Source organism: Actinomadura vinacea, assembly GCF_039532545.1.
GTDB classification, from domain to species: domain Bacteria; phylum Actinomycetota; class Actinomycetes; order Streptosporangiales; family Streptosporangiaceae; genus Spirillospora; species Spirillospora vinacea.
The window spans coordinates 239,595-266,175 of sequence record NZ_BAAARW010000012.1 but is presented as its reverse complement, the minus strand read 5'-3'; the positions used below and the strand labels follow the sequence as shown (position 1 = coordinate 266,175).

Sequence of the window (26,581 nt, the reverse complement as noted above, 5' to 3'; positions counted from 1 at the left end):
CGGGCGAGTAGGGTTTCGAACGTGCCCAAGCGTCCCCAGACCGTGAACGCCGCCGCCGCCCTCGAGGCAGCGGAGGGCGCCACCGCGATCGGATCCGGCCTCTTCGTGGGCTGGGAGGTGATCAACGGAACCGCGGTGGACCCGGCCACCGCCATCGGCGTCACCGTGTTCGCCCTCGGCGGCGGCGCCGGCATGCTCGCCTGCGCCCGCGGGCTCCTGCGCGCCGAACCCTGGAGCCGCGCGCCCACCGTGATCACCCAGCTCTTCGCGCTGCCGATCGCCTGGTCCCTGTGGCAGAGCGACCAGCCCGCCATCGCGGTCCCCCTCGGCCTGGTCGCCGTCCTCGCCCTGATCACCGTACTCAGCCCGCCCAGCACGGACTGGCTCGTCCAGCGCGCCGAGGACGACGACGAACCCGAAGAGACCCGCACACCCGCGACGCCACGCGAGGACGGCAAGGACAGTGGATAGTGAGCGGTCCGGCGGACCGCTCACTCGTCGGCGGTCAGCCCCTCCCGCAGCTGCGCCAGCGTCCGAGCCAGCAGCCGCGACACGTGCATCTGCGAGATCCCCAGCTCCGCCGCGATCTGCGACTGCGTCATGTTCCCGAAGAACCGCAGCAGCAGGATCTTCTTCTCGCGCGCCGGCAGCTTCTCCAGCAGCGGCTTGAGGGACTCCCGGTACTCCACGCCCTCCAGCGACTCGTCCACCATGCCGAGCGAGTCGGCCACCGCGGGCGCGTCCTCGTCGCCCGAGTCCGGCGCGTCCAGCGACACCGTGGAGTAGGCGTTGGCGGACTCCAGGCCCTCCAGCACCTCCTCCTCGCTCATCTGCAGATGCGCCGCCAGCTCGCTCACCGTCGGCGCCCGGCCCTCCCGCTGCGCCAGATCGCTGATCGCCTTCGTCAGCGACAGCTTCAGCTCCTGCAACCGGCGAGGCACTCGCACGGCCCAGCCCTTGTCACGGAAATGCCGCTTGATCTCGCCCACGATGGTCGGCGTCGCATAGGTGGAGAACTCCACCCCGCGCTCCAGATCGAACCGGTCGATCGACTTGATCAAACCGATGGTGGCGACCTGGATCAGATCGTCCAGCCACTCGCCCCGGTTCCGGAACCGGCGGGCCAGATACTCCACCAGCGGCAGATGCAGCTCCACCAGCTGGTCGCGGATGCGCTGCCGCTCCGGGTCGCCCTCCGGCAGCTCGGCGAGGCGCTCGAACAGGGCCCGGGCACGGGCCCGGTCCGGGACGGCGCCCTCGGCACGCTCGCTCCCGGTCTCACCTGCCACGGTCGTCTTCTCCGTCACGGGGCCCCCGCCGCGCCGCGGCGCTTCTGCAGCGTCACGGTGACCCGGTCGTCCGCACCCACCTGCGAATCCACCTCACCCGCCAGCGAGGACAGCACCGTCCAGGCGAAGGTGTCGCGGCTGGGCACGGCGCCGTCCACGGTCAGCACCGACACCGCGATGCGCATCGCCTCTCCCGTCAACTCGAACTCGCACGTCAGATCCGTCCCCGGCACCGCCTGCGCGAGCAGCATCGCGCACGCCTCGTCGACGGCGATGCGCAGATCCTCGATCTCGTCCAGCGTGAAGTCGAGGCGGGCGGCCAGCCCCGCGGTCGCGGTTCTCAGAACCGACAGATACGCCCCGGCGGCGGGCAGCTTCACCGTCACCACATCACGGACGGACAACTTCGTACTGGCCGGCATGGCCGCGGTCTCCTCGGTCACGTCACTCCCTCGCAGGATGGTCCCGCTGCCATCGAAACTACCGCCTAGGAGCCCCAGTCGGAGAATTAGGCGCGCGGTGATAATTCTCGGAGCTGTACTCGCTCGGGGCCGACCTCAGGTGTTGGCGAGTTTGGCGAGGGGATCGCCGGTCAGGCGGTAGGTGGTCCATTCGTCCTGGGGGCGGGCGCCCAGGGACTCGTAGAAGGCGATGGACGGGGTGTTCCAGTTCAGGACGGCCCACTCGACGCGGCCGTAGCCGCGCTCTTCGGCGATCTTGGCGAGTTCCGCCAGCAGGGCCTTGCCGTGGCCTTGGCCTCTGGTGGCGGGGTCTACGTAGAGGTCTTCCAGGTAGATGCCGTGGCGGCCCAGCCAGGTCGAGAACGTCAGGAACCACAGGGCGAATCCGACGACCTCGCCGTCGTGCTCGGCCACGTGCGCGAAGACCCTCGGCTCCTCGCCGAACAGGGCGGTGCGCAGGTCCTCCTCGGTGGCCTTCACCTCGTGCAGCGCGCGTTCGTACTCCGCGAGATCGCGGACCAGTCGCAGGATGGCGGGCACATCGTCAGGAGTCGCAGGCCGAATCATGCCTGACAGGCTAAACGGGGGCCGTCCCTGCCGGTACGGCCCCCGCCGGGAGCGTCAGGCCTGCTTGGTCTCCCAGAAGATCTTGTCGATCTCCGCGATGCGGCTCAGCAGGTCTTCGGCGGCCTTGACGTCCATGCTGCCCTTGGTGCCGCCGGCGCCGGCGAGCTTGGTCGCCTCGTTGAACAGCTGGTGCAGCTGCGGGTACTTCTCGAAGTGCGGCGGCTTGAAGTAGTCGGTCCACAGCACCCACAGGTGCTCCTTGACCAACTGGGAGCGCTGCTCCTTGATCGAGATGGCGCGCGCGCGGAAGACGGGGTCCTCGTTGGCGGCGTACTTCTCGCAGATCGCCTTGACGGACTCGGCCTCGATGCGGGCCTGCGCCGGGTCGTAGACGCCGCACGGCAGGTCGCAGTGCGCGGAGACCGTGGTCTTCGGGCGCAGAAGGTTGACGAGCACCTGCGTTTCCTTCCCTCGTTTCGGATCATGCTCAGGTCACCGACATTACTCTTGTGACGCGGGGTGCATGGCGGCAGGGCGCTCGGTATTTCGGCCTAGGACCTGTCACGAGGTGGCCTTAAGCGACGCGAGTGCGTTACCTGGCCGGTGGGGCGATGCCGGAGGCGAGCGTCACCGGCCAGATCGCGGAGCGATGTCGCGCTCGCACCAAGCACGGTCAGGGTGCGAGCCGCCAGGCGAGTGCCCTGGGCCGGGATTGCAAAAAACACAGCGGGGGCGAGGTATGCGGGCGATGGCGGTGACGGGGGACTCGATGCGGCCCGTGCTGCGGCCAGGCGACCTGCTGCTGGTCCGGGCCGGACGGGTGCGCGACGGTGATCTCGTGGTCGCCCGCCATCCGGGACGGCCCGAACAGCTCATCGTGAAGCGGGTGCTGCGCCGCGACGACGGCGGGTGGTGGCTGGAAAGCGACAACCAGGGCGCGTCCGGCAGGCAGGACAGCTGGGACTTCGGCGCCGTCCCGGACCGGCTGGTGGTGGGACGGGTCGTGGCGCGCTACTGGCCGCCGTCGCGGGTGACGGTGTTCCGGTGAGCCAGCGCGGTCACCATGCCGTTGGGACGGCCGGCGCACCGGTCGGAGCAGTAGCGGCGGGAGCGGCTCGCGGTGGTGTCGAAGAACACCCGGCCGCAGCCGTCGGCGCGGCAGACGCCGAGCCGGTCGATGCCGTGCTCGGCGACCTTGACGGCCAGGCCCATCGCGGCGCGGGCCGCGTACCGGTCGGGGACGGAGCCGGCCTCGTTGAGGCGCATGTGCCAGCCGTGGTCCTGGTGGCGGGCCAGTTGGGGGTGGATCGGATGCTGGATGAGCAGTGAGTTGAGGCGCTCGATCGCCTCGTCCTCGTCGCCGCCGCTGGCGGCGACGAACACCGCCCGCAACTGGGCGCGCAGGCCGCGCACGGTGTCCAGGTCCCGGTGGCCGATCCGGCCGTTGAGATGCGGGCGGCGGGCCAGCAGGGCGTGCAGTCCGTCCAGGTCCCGCAGCGCGTCGCCGGCGCGGTCCTGCGTGTTGACGAGCTCGATCGCCAGGTCGGCGTAAGAGGCGAGGTCCACGAGCGCGCTCCCGGTGGAGTCGACCTGAAGTTCATTCCCCCCTGTCGAGTATTACACCCCGTACCCCGAAGTACGGGGGAGTGGAGGATGGAATATCGTCCGGCCGGGACCGTGGCAGGCCGACAAATTCGCGGCAATCGCGTGATTCGGGCGAAGGTTCTTGATCGTCGAACGGCCCGTGCCTCCCGGTCGGGGAGGCACGGGCCGTCGGTGGGATCGGGGTCAGATCCGGTTGACGCCGTCCGCGCGGGCCTGGTCGGCCACGGCGGCGGTGACGGTGGGGGCGACCCGCTCGTCGAACGGGCCGGGGATCACGTAGTCGGCCGACACGTCGTCGCCGACGATGTCGGCGAGCGCGTCGGCGGCGGCCAGCTTCATGCCCTCGGTGATGCTGTGCGCGCGGACCTGCATCGCGCCCTTGAAGATGCCGGGGAAGGCCAGCACGTTGTTGATCTGGTTCGGGAAGTCGCTGCGGCCGGTGGCGACCACCCGTGCGTGCCGCCGCGCCGCGTCCGGGTGGATCTCGGGCGTGGGGTTGGACAGCGCGAACACGATCGCGTCGTCGGCCATGGTGGCCACCGAGGACTCCTGGACGGTGCTGCCGGACAGGCCGATGAACACGTCGGCGCCGCGCAGCGCCTCCTCGGTGGAGCCCTGCAGGCCGGCCTTGTTGGTGTCGGCGGCGAGCGCCTGCTTGATCGGGTTGAGGCCGTCGCGGCCCTGGTAGATGAGGCCCTTGCTGTCGGAGACGGCGATGTCGCCGATGCCGGCGTTCAGCAGGATGCGGGTCACGGCCACGCCGGAGGCGCCGGCGCCGGCGACCACGGCGCGCAGGTCCGACAGTGGACGGCCGGTCAGCCGGGCGGCGTTCTTGAGCGCGGCCAGCACGACGATCGCGGTGCCGTGCTGGTCGTCGTGGAAGACCGGGATGTCGAGGGCGGCGCGCAGCCGGTCCTCGATCTCGAAGCAGCGGGGGGCGCTGATGTCCTCCAGGTTGATGCCGCCGAAGCTGGGCGCGAGCCGGATCACGGTCTCGACGATCTCGTCGACGCCGGTGCAGGCCAGCGCGATCGGCACCGAGTCGACCCCGGCGAACTCCTTGAACAGCAGCGATTTGCCCTCCATGACCGGCATGGAGGCGGCCGGGCCGATGTCGCCCAGGCCGAGGACGGCGGTGCCGTCGGTGACGACCGCGACGACCTTGGAGGTCCAGGTGTAGTCGTAGGCCAGTTCGGGGTGCTCGGCGATCGCGGTGCAGACGCGTGCCACGCCGGGGGTGTAGGCCAGGGAGAGATCGTCCTTGTCCCGGACCGGGATGGTGGAGCGGACCTCCAGCTTGCCGCCGCGGTGCAGCGGGAACGCCGGATCGTCGTCGTACGAAGAATGCGGTTCGGTGGAATTGGGCTCTTCAGCCACAGCGACCCCTGATCAATGAAATGTGGATTCGATGCCGCCGCGGTGATGTGGTCTGGTGGCCGTCACCTGGTGGACATCTGGCGACGTACGGGGGTCACCCGTTGTCCGATTGTGCCACAGGCGTCCCGTCGTGCCGCTGGCCGGGGCCGGGTGGTGGCCGTCACGCGGGCGCCATGGCGTTATGGCGGCGACTACGGAGCGTGAGATGATCGGTGAAATGGGTGGGGTCCCGAACATCCTTGTTGTCCGATTGTTTCGGACCCTTTATCCAGATCACGACCGGTGTACGCAAAACTATGCACCGACCACGGATCCGCCGGATCCGCCGAACCAGACGGAGGGGGACCTGTGATCACTGGTTCTCTGCGTCGCCGCGTCGTCGCGGTGGGCGCGCTCGTGCTGACGGGCGCGCTCGCCCTGTCGGCGTGCGGCGAGAAGGACGAGGGCCCCGGGGCCGGTGACAAGATCACCCCGTCGGGCGGCACCGATGCCCGGCTGGCGGGCATGGTGCCCGCCGCCGTCAAGTCGGACGGCAAGATCGTCATCGGCACGGACGCCTCGTACGCCCCCAACGAGTTCCTCGACGCCGATGGCAAGACCGTCACCGGCTGGGACAAGGAGCTGTTCGACGCGGTGGCCACCAAGCTCGGCCTCAAGACCGAGTGGGTCAGCTCCAAGTTCGACGACATCCTCCCGGGCGTGCAGTCCGGCAAGTACGAGACCGGGGTGTCGTCCTTCACCATCAACCCTGAGCGCAAGAAGCAGGTACTGATGGTGAGCTACTTCAACGCCGGCACCCAGTGGGCCACCAAGAAGGGCAACCCGGGCGGCGTCCAGCCCGACAACGCCTGCGGCAAGAAGGTCGCCGTCCAGACGGGCACCGTGCAGGTCGAGGACATCCAGAAGAAGTCCGAGGCGTGCAAGAAGGCGAGCAAGCCCGCGATCACCATCGACCAGTACCAGGGGCAGGACCAGGCCACCGCGGCGATCGTGTCCGGCAAGGACGACGCCGGCCTGGCCGACTCCCCGATCATGGCCTATGCGGTCAAGCAGACCAACGGCCAGCTGGAGCTGGTGGGCGACATCTACGACGCCGCGCCGTACGGGTACATCTTGAAGAAGGACCAGACCCAGTTCGCGCAGGCGATCCAGGAAGCCACCAAGGCGCTGATGCAGGACGGCACCTACAAGAAGATCCTGGAGAAGTGGAACGTCCAGGCGGGCGCCCTGAACGACTCGGCAGTGAACCCCTGATCCCATGACCCACACAACCGAGGACACCTCGGCGGCGCGGGCACGGCCTGAGGCGATCAAGGCCGTGCCCGTCCGGCACCCCGGCCGCTGGGTGGCGGTGGCCGTCATCGCGGTGCTGGCCGCGATGTTCATCCACATGCTCGTGACGAACGAGAAGTTCCAGTGGTCGTTCATCGTCGACAACGCCTTCCGGCCCAACATCGTCCGCGGCGTCTACACCACGATCGCGCTGACCGTGCTGGCCATGCTGATCGGCGTGGCGATGGGCGTGGTCCTGGCGGTGATGCGGCTGTCGCCCAACCCGGTGCTCAGCGGGGTCGCCTGGCTCTACACCTGGTTCTTCCGGGCGGTGCCGCGGCTGGTGCTGGCGATCCTGTTCGGCAACATGGGCATCCTGTACGCCCAGTACCACGTCGGCGGGATCCCGTTCGCGCAGGCCTTCAGCGACCTGCTGGGCGTCGACCTCACCGGCACCCTCTTCACGCTGGACGCGCGGACGCTGCTGACCGGGTTCATGGCGGGCCTGCTGGCGCTGGCGCTGTCGGAGGCGGCCTACATGGCCGAGATCGTCCGCGCCGGGATCCTGTCGGTCGACCCCGGGCAGGGCGAGGCGGCGTCGGCGCTGGGCATGTCCCGGTTCCAGACGATGCGCCGGGTGGTGCTGCCGCAGGCGATGCGGGTGATCGTCCCGCCGACCGGCAACGAGACCATCGCGATGCTGAAGGACACCGCCCTGGTGGCGTTCGTCCCGGTGAGCAACGAGCTGTTCTTCCAGCTCCAGGCGGTCGGCAACCGGACCTTCCAGGTGTTCCCGATGCTGGTGGCGGCCTGCATCTGGTACCTGATCCTGACCAGCTTCCTGCTGGTCGCGCAGTACTTCATCGAGCGCCACTTCGCGCGCGGCGCGGCGGCGACCGGCAGGTCGCGGCGGCGCGACCGGGCCGGGACGGCCACAGCGGGCGGTCCTACCCTGAAGAAGGGCGACGCCGGGGAGGGGAAGGACCGATGAAGGAGCCGTCCGTGAGCGGCGCCGACACCGTGGACGTCCAGGACGACTTCATGGTGCGGGCCGAGAACGTGCACAAGAGCTTCGGCCGCCTGGAGGTGCTCCAGGGCATCGACCTGGAGGTGCGGCCCGGCGAGGTGATGTGCGTCATCGGCCCGTCCGGCTCCGGCAAGTCGACGTTCCTGCGCTGCATCAACCACCTGGAGAAGATCGACGCCGGGCGGCTGTCGGTGGCCGGGCATCTGGTCGGCTACCGGGAGAAGGGCGGCAAGCTGTACGAGCTGCGCGACCGCGAGGTGGCCGCGCAGCGCCGCGACATCGGCATGGTGTTCCAGCGCTTCAACCTCTTCCCGCACATGACGGCGCTGGAGAACGTCATGGAGGCGCCCTGCCGGGTCAGGCGCCGGCCCAAGGCGCAGGTCCGCGAGCGGGCGCTGAAGCTGATGGACCGGGTCGGCCTGGCCGACAAGACCGGCAGCTACCCGGCCCAGCTGTCGGGCGGCCAGCAGCAGCGCGTCGCGATCGCCCGTGCCCTCGCCATGGAACCCAAGCTGATGCTCTTCGACGAGCCCACCTCGGCGCTCGACCCCGAGCTGGTCGGCGAGGTGCTGGAGGTGATGAAGCAGCTGGCGCTGGACGGCATGACGATGGTCGTGGTCACCCACGAGATCGGGTTCGCCCGCGAGGTCGGCGACTCCCTGGTCTTCATGGACGGCGGCGTGATCGTCGAACAGGGCCCGCCGCGCGAGGTCCTGGCCAACCCCAGGCACCCCCGCACCCAGGACTTCCTGTCCAAGGTCCTGTGACGGACCCGGCGTCGGCCGGCCGCCGTGCCGCGGATTAGGGTTCGTTCATGTTCGCTGCCACGGCTACGCAATTCGACGCAGACAATCCGCTGAACGGCCTGACGCTGGGCGAGCGGCCCGAACCGGAGGTCCCCGACGGGTGGACCACCGTCACGGTGAAGGCGACCGCGCTCAACCACCACGACCTGTGGTCGCTGAAAGGCGTGGGGCTGCGCGCCGAGCGGCTCCCCATCATCCTCGGCTGCGACGCGGCCGGGGTGGACGAGGACGGCAACGAGGTCATCGTCCACTCCGTCATCGGCGACCCCGAACGCGGCGGCGGCGACGAGACCCTCGACCCGAAGCGGTCGCTGCTGTCGGAGACCTACGACGGCACCTTCGCCGAGCGCGTCGCCGTGCCCCGCCGCAACCTGGTGCCCAAGCCGGCCGAGCTGTCGTTCGCCGAGGCCGCCTGCCTGCCCACCGCCTGGCTCACCGCGTACCGGATGCTGTTCGACAAGGCCGGCCTGCAGCCCGGCTCGACCGTGCTGGTGCAGGGCGCGGGCGGCGGCGTCGCGACCGCGCTGATCGCGCTCGGCGCCGCCGCCGGCTACCGCGTCTGGACGACCAGCCGCAGCGACGCCAAGCGCAAGCGGGCGCTGGAACTGGGCGCCGACGCCGCGTTCGAATCCGGCGCGCGGCTGCCCGAACGCGTCGACGCGGTGATGGAGACCGTGGGGCAGGCCACGTGGTCACATTCGCTGAAGTCGCTGCGCCCCGGCGGCCGGATCGTGGTGTCCGGCGCCACCAGCGGCCAGGTGCCGCCGGCCGAGCTCAACCGCGTCTTCTTCCTCCAGCTGTCGGTGATCGGCTCCACCATGGGCACCCGCGACCAGCTCGAACGGCTCGCCCGGTTCCTGGTCAAGACCGGCACCCGGCCGCTCGTCGACCGCACCCTCCCACTTGCCGAGGCCCGGGACGGCTTCGCCGCCATGCACGACGGCGACCTCTTCGGAAAGATCGTCTTCACGCCCTGACCCGGCTTACTCGCCGCGGTCGCGGAAGACCTCGGTGCGAAGGCGCTCGCGCGTCTCCTCCAGCAGCGCCTGGACGGCGGCAAGATCATCGTCGTCCAGGCGGGCGTCCCCCGCCGCCGTCCGCACGTCCACCACGAACGAGCGCAGCAGCCGCTCCACCTTCAGCCGCGCCACATCGTGCCGCGACCCCGTGGCGGTCTTCCACGCGTCCTCCCACGCGTGCCACCACTCCACCTTCCAAGCCTGGCTCTGCTCCCGCCAGTGCTCCTTCTGCCGCTGCCACTCATCCTTCTGCCGCTCGGTGGACTCCCGCCACGCGTCCTTGGACGTGGTACGGCCCTGATCGCGCATGTTCCGGGCCGCCTGAGTCAACTCCTCGCGCAGCGACCGCACCGTCTGCCGCACGTCCTGCTGCACCTCGCGCGCGAACTCCTGCGCCGACGCCGAGATCTCCTCCTCCAGCTCGGCCAGCTCGTCCATCCGCCGCTCCAGCTCCTCCCGGCCCTTGTCGGTCAGGGAGTACACCTTCTTGCCCTTGACCACCTCATGGCTGACCAGGCCCTCCGACTCCAACCGCGCCAGCCGCGGGTAGATCGTGCCGGGCGAGGGCGAATACACCCCCAGGAACCGGTCCTGCAACAGCCGGATCACCTCGTACCCGTGCCGCGGGCTCTCCTCGAGCAGCTTGAGCAGGTACAGGCGCAGACGGCCGTGGCCGAAGACGGGGCTCAACTCACTTCTCCATTTCCGGTGTGCTGACGTCGGCGTCGCCGTCCCCCGCCCGGCCGAGCAGGGCGACGCCACCCGACACCGTGTTGACCGACAACCGGCCCGAACCGTCCCCCAGCCTGCCCGACACGCCCCTGGACACCGCCCGCTCCGCGCGATCCAGCTCCGGGAACGACGTCTCGATCCGGCCCGCAGCGGACTGCAACGACACCCGCACCCCCGCCGACTCCGGAATCCGCAGTGCCACCTCGCCCGAGACCGTGTTGACCTCGATCCGGCCCGACCCCGCCAGATCGATGTCCGCGGCGATCCGGCCGCTGACCGTACGGGCCGTCAGCGTATCGATGTCACCGCCGGCCAGCGCCAGATCCCCCGAGACCGACGTGAACGCGACCCTGCCGTCCAGCCCCTGCCCCTCGATCGCCCCCGAGACCGTGTTCGCGTCGACGTCACCGGTCACCCCGTCCAGCGTCACGTCCCCGGACCCGCTCCGGATCGACGTGCGCGCCGTCATCCCCGTGATCACCGCGTCCGCCGACACCAGATTCAGGGTCAGCGGGCAGTCCCGCGGCACCGTCACCGTGATCGCGGCACGCGCCTTGTGCGTGCGCAGCCAGCTCAGCACGCCCTCCAGCAACCGCTCATGGGTGATCGTCAGCATCCCGGCCTCGTGCCCGATCACCAGCGGCGGACCCTCCACGTCCCCGACCATGATCGAGGGCCGCTCGTCGGAGGCCAGCACCGAGACGCTCCCCGCGATCAGCGTGGCCTTGAAGGCGACCACACCATCGAAGTCGAGCGTGGCCGGTTCGTCGACAGTCCAACGCGCCATCATGACTCCTGTCTATCTGGGGGCGACCCCCAGACCCCACGCCGGGCCGCGCGTCCCCTTCAGTCGCTAGCGCTCCTTACGGGGCCGCCCGCCCCTTGGCAGGGGGCTCCCGCCCCCCCCGCACCCCCCGGCTGGGGGGCTCCGCCACCCCTCGTCCCCCCGTCCCCTGGGGGCTTCGCCCCCTTGCCCCCCATTACTGACGGGCTGGGGTGGGTGGTCTCCAAATGGGGTGTGCGACTCCTTCCTCTAGTAGACACGATATGTCGCGTTATTGGGAAGTCAAGATGTATCGTGTTGGGTCGGGGCTCTCCGTGGCCTCAGATACCGCGCGAGCGCGCTACCTGGCCGGTGAGGCGACGCCGAAGGCGAGCCGCACCGGCCAGATCGCGAAGCGATGCCGCGCTCGCACCAAGCACGGTCAGGGCGCGAGCCGCCAGGCGAGTGCCCTGGGCCGGGATTGCAAAAATACGGCCTATTCCACTTCGTCCTCGTCTAGACGGGCCAGCCAGGTCGCCAGGCGTTCGACGGGGGTCTCGAAGTCGGGGTTCAGGTCGACGAACTCGCGCAGCCGCTCGGCCAGCCAGCCCAGGGTGACCTCCTCGCCGCCGCGGCGGTCGGCCAGTTCCTCGATCCCCCGATCGGTGAAGTACATGTCGATCTCTTTCGGTTACGCCGAGGGCTCCGGCGCGCTCGTGCGCCGGAGCCCTCGGAACCCGTCCTGCGGTTACTCGTCCTCGCCGAAGATCCGGGCGAGCAGGGCCTCCTCTTCGGCCTCGTGGAGCTTGGCCGAGCCCACGGCGGGGGACGAGGAGGCGGGGCGGGAGACCCGCTTCATCGTCAGTCCCTCGATGTGGTGCGGGAGCTTGAGCGCCATGAACGGCCAGGCGCCCTGGTTGGCCGGCTCGTCCTGGACCCAGACGACCTCGGTGTGGTTCGGGTACTTGGCCAGCTCGGCCTTGATCTCGTCCACCGGCGGCGGGTAGAGCCGCTCGACCCGGACCACCGCGGTGTCGGTGGCGCCGTTCGAGTCGCGGGCCTTCACCACGTCGTAGTAGATCTTGCCGGTGGTGAGCAGCACCCGCCTGACCCCGGACGCGTCGATCGACGGGTCGCTCTCAGGGATGACCGGCTGGAACGCGCCGCCGGTGATCTCGGCGACCGAGGAGGCGGCGGCCTTGAGGCGCAGCAGCCGCTTGGGCGTGAACACGACGAGCGGCTTGTGCCGGCCGGACAGCGCCTGCCAGCGCAGCAGGTGGAAGTAGTTCGCCGTGGTCGTCGGGTAGGCGACCGTCATGTTGTCCTGGGCACACAGCTGCAGGTACCGCTCGATGCGGGCGGACGAGTGGTCCGGCCCCTGGCCCTCGTAGCCGTGCGGCAGGAGCAGCACGACGCCGGAGAGCTGGCCCCACTTCTGCTCGCCGGAGGAGATGTACTCGTCCACGATCGACTGGGCGCCGTTGCCGAAGTCGCCGAACTGGGCCTCCCACGCGACCAGCGCGTCGGGGCGGGTCATGGAGTAGCCGTACTCGAAGCCCATCGCGGCGTACTCGCTGAGCAGCGAGTCGTGCACGTAGAACTTCGACACGCCCTGCCCGAACTGCTTGAGCGGGGTGTACTCCTCGCCGGTCTTGCGGTCGACGAGGACGGCGTGCCGCTGGCCGAAGGTGCCGCGGCGGCTGTCCTGGCCGACCAGGCGGACCGGGCGGCCGTCGATCAGCAGGGAGCCGAAGGCCAGCAGCTCGCCGGTGGCCCAGTCGATCGCGTCGTCCTCGACCGACTGCACCCGGCGCTGCAGGATCGGCTGGAGCCGCGGGTGGACGTTGAAGCCCTCCGGCAGGCTCTGCTGCGACTCGATGAGCCGCTTGACCGTCTCCGCGCTGATCGCGGTGCCGGCCGAGGCGTGGTCGATCGGGATCTGCTCCTCGACGTCCGGCTTGACCACCGCGCCCGGCTCGAGCGGCTTCTTGATGGCCTCCCGGGTCTCGGTGAACGCCCGTTCCAGCTGCAGCTGGTAGTCGCGCAGCGAGGCCTCGGCCTCCTCGACGGTGATGTCGCCGCGGCCGATCAGCGCCTCGGTGTACAGCTTGCGGACCGAGCGCTTGGCGTCGATCAGGTCGTACATCAGCGGCTGGGTGAACGAGGGGTTCTCGCCCTCGTTGTGGCCGCGCCGCCGGTAGCAGACCATGTCGATGACGACGTCCTTCTTGAACGTCTGCCGGTACTCGAAGGCCAGCCGGGCGACCCGGGCGCAGGCCTCGGGGTCGTCGCCGTTGACGTGGAAGATGGGCGCCTGGATCATCCGGGCCACGTCGGTGGAGTAGACGCTGGAGCGCGAGTACTCCGGCGCGGTGGTGAACCCGACCTGGTTGTTGATGATCACGTGCACGGTGCCGCCGGTGCGGTAGCCGCGCAGCTGGGAGAGGTTCAGGGTCTCGGCGACCACGCCCTGCCCGGCGAACGCGGCGTCGCCGTGGAGCAGGATGGGCAGCACGCTGAACCCGGCCTCGCCGACGTCCAGGAGGTCCTGCTTGGCGCGGACGACGCCCTCCAGGACCGGGTCGACGGTCTCCAGGTGGGACGGGTTGGCGACCAGCTCGCAGCGGATCTTGGAGCCGTCGTCGGCGATGAAGTCGCCCGCGGCGCCCAGGTGGTACTTGACGTCGCCGGAGCCCTGGGCGCTGCGCGGGTCGAGGTTGCCCTCGAACTCGCCGAAGATCTGCCCGTAGGACTTGCCGACGATGTTGGCCAGCACGTTCAGCCGGCCGCGGTGCGCCATGCCGATGACGACCTCGTCCAGGTGCGTCTTGGCGGCGGCGGAGATCACCGAGTCGAGCAGCGGGATGACCGACTCGCCGCCCTCCAGCGAGAACCGCTTCTGCCCGACGAACTTGGTCTGCAGGAACGTCTCGAACGCCTCGGCGGTGTTGAGCCGGCTGAGCACGTGCAGCTGCTCCTCGCGCGACGGCTTCTCGTGCGGGACCTCCACGCGCTCCTGGATCCAGGCGCGCTCCTCGGGGTCCTGGATGTGCATGTACTCGATGCCGACGGTGCGGCAGTAGGCCATCCGCAGCACGCCGAGGATGTCGCGCAGCTTCATGGTCGGCTTGCCGCCGAACCCGCCGGTGGCGAACTCGCGCTCCAGGTCCCACAGGGTGAGGCCGTGCTGGAGGATGTCGAGGTCGGGGTGGCGGCGCTGCTTGTACTCCAGCGGGTCGGTGTCGGCCATCAGGTGGCCGCGGACCCGGTAGGCGTGGATCAGCTCGTGCACCCGGGCGACCTTGGCGACGTCGTCCTCGTGGGTGGCGGAGATGTCCTTGACCCAGCGGACCGGCTCGTAGGGGATCCGCAGCGCCTCGAAGATCTCGTCGTAGAAGCCGTCGTCGCCCAGCAGCAGCCGGTGGATGCGGCGCAGGAAGTCGCCGGACTGCGCGCCCTGGATGATCCGGTGGTCGTAGGTGGAGGTCAGCGTCATCACCTTGCTGACCCCCATCCGCGACAGCGTCTCCTCGGACGCGCCGGCGAACTCGGCCGGGTACTCCATCGCGCCGACGCCGATGATGGTGCCCTGGCCGGGCATCAGCCGCGGCACCGAGTGGACGGTGCCGATGGTGCCGGGGTTGGTGAGGCTGATCGTGGTGCCCTGGTAGTCCTCCAGGGTGAGCTTGTTGCCGCGCGCCTTGCGGACGATCTCCTCGTAGGCGGCCCAGAACTGGCGGAAGTCGAGGCTGTCGGCGGCCTTGATGCTGGGCACCACCAGCTGCCGCTGGCCGTCGGCCTTCTGCAGGTCGATGGCCAGGCCGAAGTTGACGTGCTCGGGCTTGACCAGCACCGGCTTGCCGTCGACCTCGGTGAAGGCGGCGTTCATCTCCGGCATCGCCGTCAGCGCCCGCACGATCGCGTAGCCGATCAGGTGCGTGAACGACACCTTCCCGCCGCGGCCGCGCTTGAGGTGGTTGTTGATGACGATGCGGTTGTCGATCAGCAGCTTGGCCGGGACGGCGCGCACGCTGGTCGCGGTCGGCACCGCCAGGCTGGCCTCCATGTTGGTGGCCGTGCGGGCCGCGACGCCGCGCAACCGGATCTCCTCCGCGCCCGCCGGAACGGGCGGGGGAGCGGGCTTGGCGGACTTCGGCTCGGCGGGCCTGCCCGCGGGCGCCTTGACCGGCGCGGCGGGCGGCTGCGGTGTTGGTGGAGCCGCCGGGGTGCCGTTGGCGGACTTCGGTGCCCCCGGCGTGGCGGGGGTCGCGGCAGGCCGGGTCTCCGGCTGGTAGTCCGCGAAAAAGTTCCACCAAGCCTCGTCAACGGAGTTGGGGTCTTCGAGGTACTTCTGGTACAGCTCGTCGACCAGCCACTCGTTGGCACCGAAGTCGGTCATCTTGGGGTCGGCACTTGATTGCGCTGACTCTGTCGACACGGCGGAGATCGCCCTCTTCCGCAGCTCGCAGGTGAGTTCTGAGACGAGTCAAGGCTACTCGCACTTGCGCCTCACCTTTGCACATGCCGGGCGACCTCCGCCGGAGTCCGACCGAAACGGCCGAACCTGCCGACCGGTACGGGACCGGTTCGGCAGGTTCCGATAGAGGTCCTGATCAGTGGGTGTGCGTGGGAACCGTCGGTCCCTCGCTGGCCTGGATCAGGACGAAGCCCTGGCCCTGGTAGGAGATCTGCACGGCCTCGCCGCTGCCCCGGCCGATCAGCGCGCCGGCCTTGAAGGTCTTGTTGATACCGGTCTGCAGGCTGGTGCTCCAGGCCACCGCGGACTGGCCGTCGGCGAACGTGGGGGCGCGGCTCGGGTCGAGCATGACCGGGGTGCCGTGGGTGGTCAGCGCGACCCAGCCGGTGCCCTGGAGGGTGGTGTTGAACAGCCCGCCCGCCATCATGCCGCCGCCCTGGACGCGCTGGATGTCGGACTGCAGGTGGGGGTCGTAGGCCAGGATGTTGGCGCCGTTGACGGTGATGCCCTCGTTCTCCAAGTAGAAGAGGTGGATGTCGTCGGCGTCGTTGGCCACGAACAGCAGGCCCTGGCCCTTCACCCGCATCAGCGGGACGCCCTCGCCGGTCACGGCCTTCTTGATGAACTTGCCGATCCCGCCGGAGCCCTCATAGTCGAACTCCATCTGCCCCTGGAAGGCGACCATGGAGCCCTGCCGGGCCAGGACCTCGCCGTTCAGGTGGATTCGGAGCATTTTGGAGTTCTGGAGCGCGAAGTGGCCGGGGAGTTGCTGGCCCTGCTCCATGTTGCCGAAGAAGTTGCTGCGCATCGGGTGGGGCCTTGCCTTTCCTGAATGAGCGTGCGGATGGGTGGGCTTCCAAGCACGACCCGTCAGCATAACGACAGGTCGTGGCCAGTCTTGAACCAATCGGGCTACTGGGGCAATCCGGAGGGCCCGTTCGTGCGAAGAACGTGTGTGAGAGACGAGTCGGCTCCCGCGGCCGAACGCGCGCGGACGGAGAGGCTGGTGGCCCACCGCTACCGGCTGCTGGCGGAGCTCGGACGGGGCGGGATGGGCGTCGTCTGGCGGGCCCGGGACGAGGTGCTGGACCGGGAGGTCGCCGTCAAGGAGATGCTCATGCCCGCCGGTCTGGCGGAGGTGGAGCGCTCGGCCATGGCCCGGCGGGCCGTCCGCGAGGCCCGGTCGGCGGCCCGGCTGTCCCATCCCGGGGTGGTGAAGGTCTTCGACGTGGTGGTCGAGGAGGCGCGGCCCTGGGTCGTGATGGAGCTGGTCAGGGGCCGTTCGCTGCACCAGGAGATCCGGCTGGGCGGGCCGCTGCGGCCGGACCGGGCCGCGCGGATCGGGCGGCAGCTGCTGGGCGCGCTGGGCGCCGCGCACGCGGTGGGCATCCTGCACCGCGACGTCAAGCCGGGGAACGTGCTGCTGGACGAGGCGACCGGCCGGGCCGTGCTCACCGACTTCGGCATCGCGGTGATCGAGGGGGAGGCGACCCTCACCCAGGACGGGGGCGTGCTCGGTTCGCCCGCCTACATCGCGCCGGAGCGGATGCGCGGTGGGCGGGCGCTGCCCGAGTCCGACCTCTGGGCGCTGGGCGCCACCCTCTATGCGGCGGTCGAGGGCCGTACGCCGTTCCACCGGGACGACCCGGTGGCGGTGTTCGGCGCGGTCCTCACCGCGGAGCCGGATCCGCCGGGACGGGCCGGGCCGCTGCGCCCCGTCCTCGACGGCCTGCTCCAGAAGGACCCGGCGCGGCGGATGCCGGCCGGTGTGGCGGAGGCACTGCTGCTCGTGGCGGGTGGTGACGACCCGGATCCGTCCTGGCCTGTGCCGGGTCGTCCTGCGGGTCCCGCCGCGGCGGCGTACCCCGTTCCTCCGCCCCCGGCCCCGTCCGCCGCGCCGGCCCCGCCGGCTCCGGCTCCGGTCGTGGTCGCCCCTCCACGGCCGGAGCCGGACACCGGGCCGGACACGGGGCCACGCACGGGGCCGCCGGGTGCGGTCTCCGGCCGCGGGCCGCTGCTGAGCGCCTGGCGGGTCGGCGGCGTGCTGTTCTATGTGGGGATGGCGCTGGTGGTGGCCGGGGCGCTGGTGGCGATGGTCATGTTCGGCTGAGCCGCTCCCGGCCGTGCGGCTCGTCCCAGTCGATCAGCGGGCCCTTGGGGACGATGCCGGACGGGTTCACCATGCGCTGCGTCACGTAGTAGTGGCGCTTGATGTGGTCGAAGTCCGTCGTCTCGCGGAAGGCGGGCCGCGAATAGAGGTCGCGGGTGTACGCCCACAGGGCGGGGTAGTCCACCAGGCGCCTCAGGTTGCACTTGAAGTGGGAGTAGTAGACCGCGTCGAAGCGCGCCAGCGTCGGGTACAACCGCACGTCCGCCTCGGTCAACTCGTCACCGAACAGGTAGCGGCGGTGGGCCAGGCGCTCCTCCAAGACGTCCAAGGTGGCGAAGAGGGCGTCGACGGCCTCGTCGTAGGGGCCCTGGGCGGTGGCGAAGCCGGCCTTGTACACCCCGTTGTTGACCGTGTGGTAGATCCGCTCGTTCAGCTCGTCGATCTCGGGACGCAGCCGTTCCGGGTACAGGTCGGGGGCGCCCTCGGCGTGCCATGCGGCGAACTCGGTCTCCATCGCGATCGTGATCGCCGGGAAGTCGTTGGTGACCAGCAGCCGGGTCTGGGCGTCCCACACGCACGGCACCGTGCAGCGGCCGTCGAACGAGGGGTCGGCGGCCAGGTACAGCTCCGACAGGAAGTCGGCCCCGGTCACCGGGTCGGGGCCGGGGAAGCGCCAGCCGCGCTCGTCCCGGATCGGGTCCACCACCCCGACGGAGATCGCCTCCTCCAGGCCCAGCAGCCGCCGGACGATCAGCGTCCGCTGCGCCCATGGGCAGGCGTAGGAGACCAGCAGCCGGTAGCGGCCCGGTCCGGCGGGATGCCCGCCGCTCCCGTCGGCGGTGATCCTGGCGGTGAACCGGTTGGGCTGCCGTACGAAACCGCCCCCGGAGATCTCCTTCTCGACCGTCGTCATGGAGAAGGTTCTACCCGTGATCGCAATTCTCAGTGGAGCCGAGGCAGGCGGAGGCGCGGCCGATGATCGGCGGGAGGTCCAGGAAGGTGCGGATGCCGGGTTCGGCGGCGCACACCACCGGGACGGCGTTGAGGGCGTGCGCGGCGGCGGCCGAGATGCCGTTGGAGACCCAGTCCTCGTCGGTGCTGAGCGTGACCGAGGGGCGGCCTTGCACGCGGACCGCGTATCCGGGAGCCCCCCATTCGGGCACCTGCGCGGCGTCGGCCTTGTGGATCGCCTCGATCGTGATGGCGGGCCGGCCGCCGGTCATCCCGCTGAACGTCCAGCGGGCCGCGGCGACGGTGCCGCGCTCGATCGTGCCGGAGGCGATGGTGAAGCCGGCGGGCGCCAGCCGGTAGTCGACGTCGGTGTCGACGTGGTCCAGCTCCAGGCCGAGCCCCGCGGCGACCAGGTGCAGGCTCTCGGCGGCCAGCGCCTGCATGACGCCGCGGGACGGGCGCAGCGCGCGCAGGTAGGACTCCTCGGACCTGCCGAAGCCGATCATCTGGCGGACCAGCCGCTGGGACGGGTGGCCGGAGAAGTCCGCGCACTCGCGCGCGTAGACATGGGTGATCCCCCGGGAGAGCCGGGAGAGCGTCAGCGGCATGAGGTCGGACATGAACCCGGGGTTGACTCCCGTGCCGTGGACGGAGGTGCCGCCGCGTTTGCAGGCGTCCTCCAGTTCGTCGGCGATGCGGCCGCCGTGCGCGCGGGGGTAGACGAAGCCGTGCGTGGCGATGATGTTCTTGCCGGAGGCCAGCAGCGCGCAGACGGTGTCGAGGTCGGCGTAGGGGCCGCCGTAGGGTCCGGCCGCGTACACCACGCAGTCGGCGTCCAGGTCGATGATGTCCTGCGGGTCGCCGGTGGCGGCGATGCCGGTGGGGGAGCGGCCGGCCAGCACGCCCGCGTCCGTGCCGACCTTGGCGGGGTCGTACACCAGCACCCCGGCCAGTTCGAACCCGGGACGCTCCAGGATGCCGCGGATGACGCTGCGGCCCAGGGCGCCGGTGGCCCACTGCACGATGCGGTGCGCGCGCGGCCCGGGTTCGGGTCCGGGCTGGTCAGATCCGGGCATCGTCGATCCTCCGTGCTCAGCACTGCGGATGGGGTGGTGGATCGGGCCGGGCGGCCGGTGGAAGCTTACGCCGAAGGTTGCAGCGAAAGGCGCATTTGGGGCAACTTCCTCCCTCATGGTCGGCTTTTCGTGGAAAAACTCCACGTGGTCGACTTCGGCAGGGGGCGCTTCCGAGCGGGATTCGGTCGGGTGGTACCACTGAGTAACCCCTGGGTGATTACCTAGGGGCAACCGGGTGGTGATCCGGGGAACGCAGCCGCTGCGATGTGAGGAGACAGGATGTCGGAACTGCGCTACGACGGACGCGTCGCCGTAGTCACCGGGGCCGGGCACGGTCTGGGCCGGCAGCACGCGCTGGAGCTGGCCGCGCGCGGCGCCAAGGTCGTGGTGAACGACCTGGGCGGGGACCGGGCCGGGGTCGGCGCCTCGGCCGGACCGGCCCAGGACGTGGTCGAGGAGATCAAGAAGAACGGCGGCGAGGCGGTCGCCAACCCCGACAACGTGGCCACCGTCGAGGGCGCGCAGGCGGTCGTCCAGACCGCGCTGGACTCCTTCGGCAAGGTCGACATCGTCGTCAACAACGCCGGCATCCTGCGCGACAGGTCGTTCAAGAACATGTCGCCGGAGGAGTTCGACAGCGTGATCGCGGTGCACCTGCGCGGCTCGTTCCTGGTGTCGAGCGCGGCCTGGCCGCACCTGCGCGAGCAGGGCTACGGCCGGATCGTCAACACCTCGTCCCCGGCGGGCCTGTTCGGCAACTTCGGCCAGGCCAACTACGCGACCGCGAAGATGGGCCTGGTCGGATTCACCAGGACGCTCGGGCACGAGGGCGCCAAGTACGGCATCAAGGCCAACGCGATCGCCCCGGTCGCCTGGACCCGGATGACCGAGGACCTGCTGCCCGCCGACGCCGCCGCGAAGCTGGGCGTCGACAAGGTCACCCCGCTGGTCGCCTTCCTGGTGCACGAGAGCAACGAGTCCACCGGCGAGGTCTACACCGTCGGCGGCGGCCGGGTCGCGCGGATCATGGTGACCGAGGGCCCGGGCTGGGGCAAGAACGGCGACCTGTCGGTCGAGGACATCCGCGACAACTGGGAGGCGATCAACGTGGCCGAGCCGCACAGCGTCTTCAAGAACGTGGCCGAGCAGATGGGCCCGCTCAACCAGCAGCTGCGCGCCTGACCGGCTCCGATGGGTGATCTCCGGATCGACCGGCGGGACGGGGTGCTGGTGCTCACCCTGTCCCGCCCGGACCGGCTCAACGCGGTCACGAGCGAGCTGACCGAGGAGCTCCTGGACGTCCTGAACGAGCTGATGCGCGACTCCTCGACCCATGTGGTGGTGCTCACCGGCGAGGGGCGCGCGTTCTGCTCGGGCATGGACCTGCGGGGCGGCGGCGCCGGCGACGCGGACGCCGCCGGCGACGGCACGGGGCGGCTCCAGCGGATCCACCACGGCATCACGCGCGGCGGCGAGGTCACCGCCCGGCTGCGGGAGATCCCGCAGCCGGTCGTCGCCGCGCTGCACGGCCCGGTCGCCGGCATGGGCGTCTCCTGGGCGCTGGCGTGCGATCTGCGGGTGGCCGACCCGACCACCCGGTTCGTGGTGCCGTTCACGAACCTGGGGCTGTCGGCGGGCGACTGCGGGCTGTCGTGGCTGCTGCCCCGGCTGGTCGGCGCCGCCCGGGCCGCCGACATCTTCTACCGGGCGCGGCGGTTGGACCTGGACCAGGCCCGCGAGCTCGGCCTCGTCACCGAGGCCGCCGCCCAGGGGCAGGACCTGGAGGGCGCGCTCGCCCTGGCCGCGGAGCTGCTGGCCAAGTCCCCGTACGGGCTGCGGCGCACCAAGGAGCTGCTCAACGTCTCGCTGGACGCGCCGGGCCTGCGGCAGCAGCTCGCGCTGGAGACCGGCGCCCAGACGATGGCCTTCTTCACCGAGGACCTCGCCGAGGGGATGGCCGCGACGATGGAGAAGCGTCCCCCCGAGTTCAAGAACCGCTGACCGTTCCCGGACGGTGCGCCCCGGGCGGTGCTCCCCGGGCGGCCGGTCCGGCCGTCCGGGGACGCTCGTACCGATCACATACCGGTCTCGTATCGATCGCATACCGGTGGTCATCGCGGCGGATCGTCGGGCGTGTCGCGATCCGGAACGGTCCGCTCGGGGCCGTCGCGCAGGGGCGCGGGGTGCACGCTGTGCGTGAGAGGCGCTCAGAGCGTCTGTGCGGGCCCGCGGGCATGCCGCGCCACGCCGAGGGCTGGACGCGGCCCATGCGGGGCCCTCAAGGGCATGCGGAGCCCTGAGGGGGCGCTCAGCCCGACAGTGCGCTGGCGAGTGCCTCGACGTAGCGCAGCGCCGCCACCCGGGCCAGCGCCGGGTGCGCGCCGAGCGGGGCGGAGTGCTCCGCCTGCGCCGCCGCGGCCGCGGCCGCGAGGTACTCGCCGCCCGGCTCCACCCCGATCAGGTGCGGGGCCACCGCCAGCCGCGCCACGCCGGAGGCGCGCAGCTGCGCGGCCGCCGCCTGGACGGACGCGCCGTCGTCGAGCCGCGCGGTGAACACCGGCGAGGCCAGCCGGGACGCCAGCAGCACGCTGGTGACCTCGGCCTGCCGCACCGCGGCCGCGTCGCCCGGGACGACCACGATGACCCCGCCGGCGGCGGTGACCATGGTCATCATCCGGATCCGGTCCGCGCGGGCCAGCCCGGCGTCGGCCAGCCGGTCGTGCAGCGCCTCGGCGATCAGCGGGTGCGGGCCCAGCGGCTCGGCCGGCACCATGTGCGCCGGCGCGTCCGCCACGATCTTGCGGGTCAGGCCCTCGGTCGCCGGCTCGGGGCCGGTGACCAGCGGGACGACCACGGCCGCCGGTTCGTCGGGTCGCTGCTGGTCGAGCGCCGCCAGCACGGCGCCCAGATGCCGGTCGTCCCCGTCCAGGTAACCGACCAGGGTGGGTTGGCCGGTGTGCTCGATCTCGATGAGCCTGGCGAGCTCCTCGGGGACCCCGCCGGCGCTCCGGGCGGACCCGGGAACGGCGAGGACGAGGACGGGGGAGCCGGGGGGCAGCTTGAAGGATTCGTCGCCGCGGTGCCGGCCGCCGCGCGGGGTTCGGCGGCGCCGTGACGGCAGTGCCTCGGATGCCTGGCTTTCGGGACTCACGGCGGGAATCGTAACGCCGTAACGGGCACATGGGTGATTCCACCGCCGTTTGTTCGCCCCGCGGGGGCCGCGGACCACCCCTGTTGAGGTGGTATTTGTACCGGAATGTAGGGAACTTGCGGGTGCGGACGCCCCAACCTCTATGATCGGTCCGCATCAGCAGTCCGGGGGGACATCCAGGCCAGCCACGAGGGGTCATGAATCCTCGAACGCGTTCGATCCGCTCCAGGATCGTGCTGCTGTTCCTGGTCCCCGTGCTGTCCCTGATCGCCCTGTGGGCCGTCGCCGCGAGCCTCACCCTGGGCGACACCCTGGACCACCGCGCGTCCGAGCGCTCCGCCGGCCGGCTGCGCGCGGCCGTCCAGGACGCGGTGTTCGCCCTCGGCACCGAGAGGCACGCCACCGCCGCGTTCCTCGGCGCCCCCGCCGGCGCCGCCAGGGACGAGGTGGACGCCGCCCGCGGCCGTACCGACGCCGTCGCCCGCACCTTCCGCGCCCGGGCGAACGAGGAGCTGGACGACCTAGGCGGTTCCCAGGAACGCGCGGCGGTCGCGCTGCGCGAGGCACTGCGCGAGTTGGACCGGCTGCCCGCCACCCGGAGCGCCGCTGACAGCCGAAACCTGGAGCCGGTCACCGCGATCGAGTCCTTGAGCGCACCGGTCGAGGCGATGTACGCCTTCACCGAGCACCGCGCCGCCGCCGGTGACGGCCGCCTCCGGCACTGGTCCACCGGGCTGGTCGCCGGCAGCCGCGCCATGGACCTGATGACGCGGCAGAGCGCGCTGGTCGCCGCGGCCGCCGCCGGGGACGGCAAGCTGACCGGGCCCGAGCACCGCCGCTTCGTCGAGACCGTCGCCGGGCAGCGGCGGCTGTGGGCCGACCAGCGCGCGCACATGCCCGCCGCGGTGCACGCGCGCGTCCTGGCCCCGCTGTTCACCTCGCCCGCCTACACCGAGTTCCGCGCGCTTGAGGAGCGCGTCGCCGGAGCGGCCGCGGACGAGGCCGAGGTGGACGCCCGCCGGTGGAGCGCCACCGTCCAGCCGCTGCTGGGCTCGCTGAACTCCGCGCACCTGCAGGCCGCCCGGATGCTGGGCCAGGAGCAGGACGCCCGCGGCGACGCGCTGCTGCTGCGGCTGTCGCTGGCGGGCGGGCTCGGGCTGCTCGCGGTGGTGGGCTCGGTCCTGGTGGCGTTCCGCTCCGGCCGCGGCCTGGCGCGCGAGCTGGCCGGGCTGCGGACCACCGCCGAGCCGGCCGGACGGCCGCCGGAGTCGCTGAGCCGCCTGGCCCGCGGCGAGAAGGTCGAGCTGGAGCCCGCCGCGCCCGTCCCGCCGCTCGCGCGCACCACCGAGATCAGGCAGATCGCCACCGCGGTCGGCGCCCTCCGGCGGACCGCGACGGAGGCGGCCGCCGGACGCGCCGAGATGCGCGCCGGGGTGGACCGCGTCTTCCTCAACATCGCCCGCCGCAACCAGTCGCTGCTGCACCGCCAGCTGGCCATGCTGGAGGAGATCCGGGCCGGTCGATACGGCGACGGGCACGGCGACGGGGACGACGACGGGGAAGGCGCCGCCGAGCTGCGTCGGCTCGGCGACCTCACCACCCGCATGCGGCGGCACGCGGAGAGCCTGATCATCCTGTCCGGGGCCGCCTCCGGGCGCGGCCGCCGCGGCCCGGTCCCGATGGCGGACGTGCTGGGCGAGGCCGTCGCGGAGATCGAGGAGCGCGACCGGGTGGCGGTGCTCACCCGCACCCGGGACGGGCTGGCCGGCGGCGCGGCGGCCGACGTGGTGCACCTGCTCGCTGAACTGCTGGAGAACGCCGCCGCGTACTCCCCGCCGAGCACCGAGATCCGGCTGCTGGCCGAGCGGGTCGGCAGCGGGTTCGCGGTGGAGGTCGAGGACCGCGGGCTCGGCTTGGGCGACGCCGAGCTGGACGAGCTCAACGGCCGGCTGGCCGCGCCGCCCGAGTTCGATCTGGGCGACACCGACCGGCTGGGCCTGTTCGTGGTCGCCCGGCTGGCCGCCCGGCACGGCGTGCGGGTGTCGCTGAGGCCCTCCCCGTACGGCGGCACCACCGCGATCGTGCTGCTGCCGCGGGAGCTGATCGTGCCGGCCGAGCGGATGCCGCGCGCGGCCCTGACGGGTCCGGCGGACGCCGACGACCGGCCGGAACCGATGGATCCGATGGACCCGATCCCCTCAGTGGAACGGATGGATGTGGCAGAAGAGGAAGCACCGCCCGAACCCGCGTCCGCGCCTGGTCCCGTGCTCAGGACGGGCCCGGCGCTGGTGCGCAGGACGGTGCAACGGAACGACCAAGATGCCCCCGAACCCGGCGTTTCGGGTGCGAAAGCCGCGTCGGCGGGCAATCCTTGGTTCGATGATGTCGCCGACCCCGCCTTCCAGGCGGCGGACGGGGACGTCGCGCCCCGGGAGGGCCGACCCCCTCCCTCGCCCGAAGTCGACGCCCGTGCCGGTGCCAACGGCGCGGGCGGGACGAACGGCCGCGGGCCGTCGCCGGGGCCGGCGGACACTCACGCCGGCCTGCCCCGGCGGCGACGCCAGGAGAGCCTGGCGCCGCAACTGCGAAGGAAGGACGGAACGCCGCCACCTCCGGCGGCGGAACAGGGGCCGGCCGGAGTCATCGTCCGGTCGCCCGAGGAGGCCCGTTCGATGATGGCGTCGATACAGCAAGGATGGCGGCGCGCCCGAGCGTCGGATCCGGGGGATGAGGAAGCCCGATGATGCACAACACCGCTACCGGTGAACTGAACTGGCTGCTCAACGACTTCGCCGGGCGCGTCCCGACGGTCCGGCAGGCGGTGATCCTCTCGCGCGACGGGCTCGCCGTCGCGGCCTCGCAGGAGCTGGGCCGCGAGGACGCCGAGCACCTGTCGGCGCTGGCGGCCGGCGTGCAGAGCCTGGCCCGCGGGGCCGGACGGCACTTCGGCGGCGGCAACGTGCGGCAGACCATCATCGAGATGGACACCATGCTGCTGTTCGTGACCGCCGCGGGGAACGGCACCTGCCTGGCGGTGCTGGCCGCCGCGGACGCCGACGCCGGCCTGATCGCCTACGAGATGGCCGTCCTGGTCAAGCGCGTGGGCCAGCACCTGCAGGCCAGCCCGCGGTTCGCCGGCACGGGCTTCGACGGAGGCTGACCGCGCATGGACGGCGCGGTGGCGCACGACCGGCGGCCGGGCCAGGGCCCGGCCGCCGGGCGGCCGCGGGCGGTGCGCCGGTGACGCCCGGGCCACTGGTCACCACCAAGATCCTGGTGGCCGGCGGGTTCGGTGTCGGGAAGACCACCATGGTCGGCTCGATCAGCGAGATCCGCCCGCTGCTCACCGAGGAGCCGCTGACCGACCGCGGCGCCGCCGTGGACGACGTGGCCAAGGTCGAGCGCAAGGGCACCACGACGGTGGCCATGGACTTCGGCCGCATCACGCTGACCGAGCGGCTGGTGCTCTACCTGTTCGGCACCCCCGGGCAGGAGCGGTTCTGGTTCATGTGGGACGAGCTGGCCTACGGCGCGCTGGGCGCGGTGGTGCTGGCCGACACCAGGCGGTTGAGCGACTGCTTCCCGTCCATCGACTACTTCGAGCAGCGCGGGACGCCGTTCGTGGTGGCGGTGAACTGCTTCGACGGGATGGAGTCGCACCGCCCCGAGGACATCGCGATCGCGCTCGACCTCGACCCCGGCGTGCCGGTCGTGCTCTGCGACGTCCGCCGGATGGACTCCTCCAAGGATGTTCTGATCCGGCTCGTGGAGCACGTGCTGAGCTGGTCGGACACCGAGGAGGACGCCCCTGCGGACACCCCCGCGAATACCGTTTGACATGGGCCCGCCACGCACGGCGTAGTAGGCTCCGGCAGTCCCCCGAAAGCTACATTTCGAG

26 protein-coding genes are annotated in these 26,581 nt (G+C 71.3%); 12 read left to right on the top strand and 14 right to left on the bottom strand.

Annotated features, from left to right (window positions below):
- The first annotated feature begins 21 nt into the window (after nt 1-21).
- A complete protein-coding gene (locus ABD340_RS16510; protein ID WP_344589850.1) occupies nt 22-471 on the top strand; it encodes a hypothetical protein in 450 nt (149 codons plus the stop codon).
- 20 nt (nt 472-491) lie between these two features.
- Here the strand turns inward: ABD340_RS16510 and ABD340_RS16505 are convergent, their stop codons facing one another.
- The 4 genes from ABD340_RS16505 to sodN all read right to left on the bottom strand — a co-directional run bounded on the left by ABD340_RS16505 (nt 492) and on the right by sodN (nt 2,773).
- Nucleotides 492-1,307 carry an RNA polymerase sigma factor SigF gene (locus ABD340_RS16505; RefSeq protein ID WP_425547372.1) on the bottom strand — a complete coding sequence of 272 codons (816 nt, stop codon included), beginning with the start codon at nt 1,305-1,307 and terminating at the stop codon, nt 492-494.
- Nucleotides 1,304-1,732 carry an ATP-binding protein gene (locus ABD340_RS16500; protein WP_344589848.1) on the bottom strand — a complete coding sequence of 143 codons (429 nt, stop codon included), beginning with the start codon at nt 1,730-1,732 and terminating at the stop codon, nt 1,304-1,306. The genes ABD340_RS16505 and ABD340_RS16500 overlap by 4 nt, the downstream gene beginning before the upstream one ends.
- A gap of 114 nt (nt 1,733-1,846) precedes the next feature.
- A complete protein-coding gene (locus ABD340_RS16495) occupies nt 1,847-2,317 on the bottom strand; it encodes a GNAT family N-acetyltransferase (RefSeq protein WP_344589847.1) in 471 nt (156 codons plus the stop codon).
- Between the two features lie 54 nt (nt 2,318-2,371).
- Nucleotides 2,372-2,773, bottom strand: a complete 402-nt coding sequence (gene sodN / locus ABD340_RS16490) for a superoxide dismutase, Ni (protein ID WP_344589846.1) — start codon at nt 2,771-2,773, stop codon at nt 2,372-2,374.
- Between the two features lie 193 nt (nt 2,774-2,966).
- On the opposite strand from sodN, the gene sodX reads away from it, so the two are divergent.
- Entirely contained in the window at nt 2,967-3,365 is a 399-nt protein-coding gene (gene sodX / locus ABD340_RS16485; RefSeq protein ID WP_425547371.1) for a nickel-type superoxide dismutase maturation protease, read from the top strand.
- Here sodX and ABD340_RS16480 read toward each other — a convergent pair.
- Both ABD340_RS16480 and ABD340_RS16475 read right to left on the bottom strand, forming a co-directional pair.
- Complete coding sequence (locus tag ABD340_RS16480) at nt 3,329-3,883, bottom strand: CGNR zinc finger domain-containing protein (protein WP_344589844.1); 555 nt, start codon at nt 3,881-3,883, stop codon at nt 3,329-3,331. The genes sodX and ABD340_RS16480 overlap by 37 nt on opposite strands.
- 222 nt (nt 3,884-4,105) lie before the next feature.
- On the bottom strand, nt 4,106-5,299 hold the full coding sequence (locus ABD340_RS16475) for an NAD(P)-dependent malic enzyme (protein ID WP_344589843.1): 1,194 nt from the start codon (nt 5,297-5,299) through the stop codon (nt 4,106-4,108).
- A gap of 348 nt (nt 5,300-5,647) precedes the next feature.
- Between ABD340_RS16475 and ABD340_RS16470 the strand changes: the two genes are divergently transcribed.
- The 4 genes from ABD340_RS16470 to ABD340_RS16455 are packed head-to-tail and all read left to right on the top strand — an operon-like array spanning nt 5,648 to nt 9,381.
- Nucleotides 5,648-6,553 (top strand): ABC transporter substrate-binding protein, encoded by a 906-nt coding sequence (locus tag ABD340_RS16470; protein ID WP_344589842.1) that lies wholly within the window; start codon nt 5,648-5,650, stop codon nt 6,551-6,553.
- Between the two features lie 4 nt (nt 6,554-6,557).
- Entirely contained in the window at nt 6,558-7,562 is a 1,005-nt protein-coding gene (locus ABD340_RS16465; protein WP_344589841.1) for an amino acid ABC transporter permease, read from the top strand.
- Nucleotides 7,559-8,365 (top strand): amino acid ABC transporter ATP-binding protein, encoded by an 807-nt coding sequence (locus tag ABD340_RS16460; RefSeq protein WP_425547370.1) that lies wholly within the window; start codon nt 7,559-7,561, stop codon nt 8,363-8,365. Before ABD340_RS16465 ends, ABD340_RS16460 begins: the two co-directional genes overlap by 4 nt.
- Nucleotides 8,366-8,412: 47 nt before the next feature.
- Complete coding sequence (locus ABD340_RS16455) at nt 8,413-9,381, top strand: zinc-binding dehydrogenase (protein ID WP_344589840.1); 969 nt, start codon at nt 8,413-8,415, stop codon at nt 9,379-9,381.
- 6 nt (nt 9,382-9,387) lie between these two features.
- Here ABD340_RS16455 and ABD340_RS16450 read toward each other — a convergent pair whose 3' ends face one another.
- The 5 genes from ABD340_RS16450 to ABD340_RS16430 all read right to left on the bottom strand — a co-directional run bounded on the left by ABD340_RS16450 (nt 9,388) and on the right by ABD340_RS16430 (nt 16,203).
- Nucleotides 9,388-10,113 carry a PadR family transcriptional regulator gene (locus tag ABD340_RS16450; protein ID WP_344589839.1) on the bottom strand — a complete coding sequence of 242 codons (726 nt, stop codon included), beginning with the start codon at nt 10,111-10,113 and terminating at the stop codon, nt 9,388-9,390.
- 1 nt (nt 10,114) lies between these two features.
- Entirely contained in the window at nt 10,115-10,942 is an 828-nt protein-coding gene (locus ABD340_RS16445; RefSeq protein ID WP_344589838.1) for a DUF4097 family beta strand repeat-containing protein, read from the bottom strand.
- A 472-nt stretch (nt 10,943-11,414) separates the two neighbouring features.
- Nucleotides 11,415-11,594: a DUF6104 family protein gene (locus tag ABD340_RS16440; protein ID WP_344589837.1), complete on the bottom strand. Its 180-nt coding sequence runs from the start codon at nt 11,592-11,594 to the stop codon at nt 11,415-11,417.
- Between the two features lie 72 nt (nt 11,595-11,666).
- Nucleotides 11,667-15,317, bottom strand: coding sequence for a multifunctional oxoglutarate decarboxylase/oxoglutarate dehydrogenase thiamine pyrophosphate-binding subunit/dihydrolipoyllysine-residue succinyltransferase subunit (locus tag ABD340_RS16435; protein ID WP_425547369.1), 3,651 nt, complete (start codon nt 15,315-15,317; stop codon nt 11,667-11,669).
- A 214-nt stretch (nt 15,318-15,531) separates the two neighbouring features.
- The gene (locus ABD340_RS16430) at nt 15,532-16,203 is read right to left on the bottom strand and encodes an AIM24 family protein (protein WP_344589835.1); all 672 of its coding nucleotides are present in this window, start codon (nt 16,201-16,203) and stop codon (nt 15,532-15,534) included.
- A gap of 147 nt (nt 16,204-16,350) precedes the next feature.
- On the opposite strand from ABD340_RS16430, the gene ABD340_RS16425 reads away from it, so the two are divergent.
- The gene (locus ABD340_RS16425) at nt 16,351-17,505 is read left to right on the top strand and encodes a serine/threonine-protein kinase (protein ID WP_344589834.1); all 1,155 of its coding nucleotides are present in this window, start codon (nt 16,351-16,353) and stop codon (nt 17,503-17,505) included.
- Here ABD340_RS16425 and ABD340_RS16420 read toward each other — a convergent pair.
- Both ABD340_RS16420 and ABD340_RS16415 read right to left on the bottom strand, forming a co-directional pair.
- A complete protein-coding gene (locus tag ABD340_RS16420) occupies nt 17,492-18,418 on the bottom strand; it encodes a glutathione S-transferase family protein (protein WP_344589833.1) in 927 nt (308 codons plus the stop codon). The genes ABD340_RS16425 and ABD340_RS16420 overlap by 14 nt on opposite strands.
- 10 nt (nt 18,419-18,428) lie before the next feature.
- A complete protein-coding gene (locus ABD340_RS16415) occupies nt 18,429-19,532 on the bottom strand; it encodes an NAD(P)H-dependent amine dehydrogenase family protein (protein WP_344589832.1) in 1,104 nt (367 codons plus the stop codon).
- A gap of 279 nt (nt 19,533-19,811) precedes the next feature.
- On the opposite strand from ABD340_RS16415, the gene ABD340_RS16410 reads away from it, so the two are divergent.
- Complete coding sequence (locus tag ABD340_RS16410) at nt 19,812-20,714, top strand: SDR family oxidoreductase (protein WP_344589831.1); 903 nt, start codon at nt 19,812-19,814, stop codon at nt 20,712-20,714.
- 9 nt (nt 20,715-20,723) lie between these two features.
- Complete coding sequence (locus ABD340_RS16405; protein WP_344589830.1) at nt 20,724-21,533, top strand: enoyl-CoA hydratase/isomerase family protein; 810 nt, start codon at nt 20,724-20,726, stop codon at nt 21,531-21,533.
- A 307-nt stretch (nt 21,534-21,840) separates the two neighbouring features.
- Here ABD340_RS16405 and ABD340_RS16400 read toward each other — a convergent pair whose 3' ends face one another.
- Nucleotides 21,841-22,683, bottom strand: a complete 843-nt coding sequence (locus ABD340_RS16400; RefSeq protein WP_344589829.1) for a sirohydrochlorin chelatase — start codon at nt 22,681-22,683, stop codon at nt 21,841-21,843.
- A gap of 197 nt (nt 22,684-22,880) precedes the next feature.
- Between ABD340_RS16400 and ABD340_RS16395 the strand changes: the two genes are divergently transcribed.
- From ABD340_RS16395 to ABD340_RS16385, 3 genes are all read left to right on the top strand, one after another.
- Nucleotides 22,881-25,427 (top strand): sensor histidine kinase, encoded by a 2,547-nt coding sequence (locus tag ABD340_RS16395; RefSeq protein WP_344589828.1) that lies wholly within the window; start codon nt 22,881-22,883, stop codon nt 25,425-25,427.
- Nucleotides 25,427-25,843 (top strand): roadblock/LC7 domain-containing protein, encoded by a 417-nt coding sequence (locus ABD340_RS16390; RefSeq protein WP_425547402.1) that lies wholly within the window; start codon nt 25,427-25,429, stop codon nt 25,841-25,843. The genes ABD340_RS16395 and ABD340_RS16390 overlap by 1 nt, the downstream gene beginning before the upstream one ends.
- 80 nt (nt 25,844-25,923) lie before the next feature.
- The gene (locus ABD340_RS16385; protein ID WP_344589826.1) at nt 25,924-26,520 is read left to right on the top strand and encodes a GTP-binding protein; all 597 of its coding nucleotides are present in this window, start codon (nt 25,924-25,926) and stop codon (nt 26,518-26,520) included.
- The last annotated feature ends 61 nt before the right edge of the window (nt 26,521-26,581 follow it).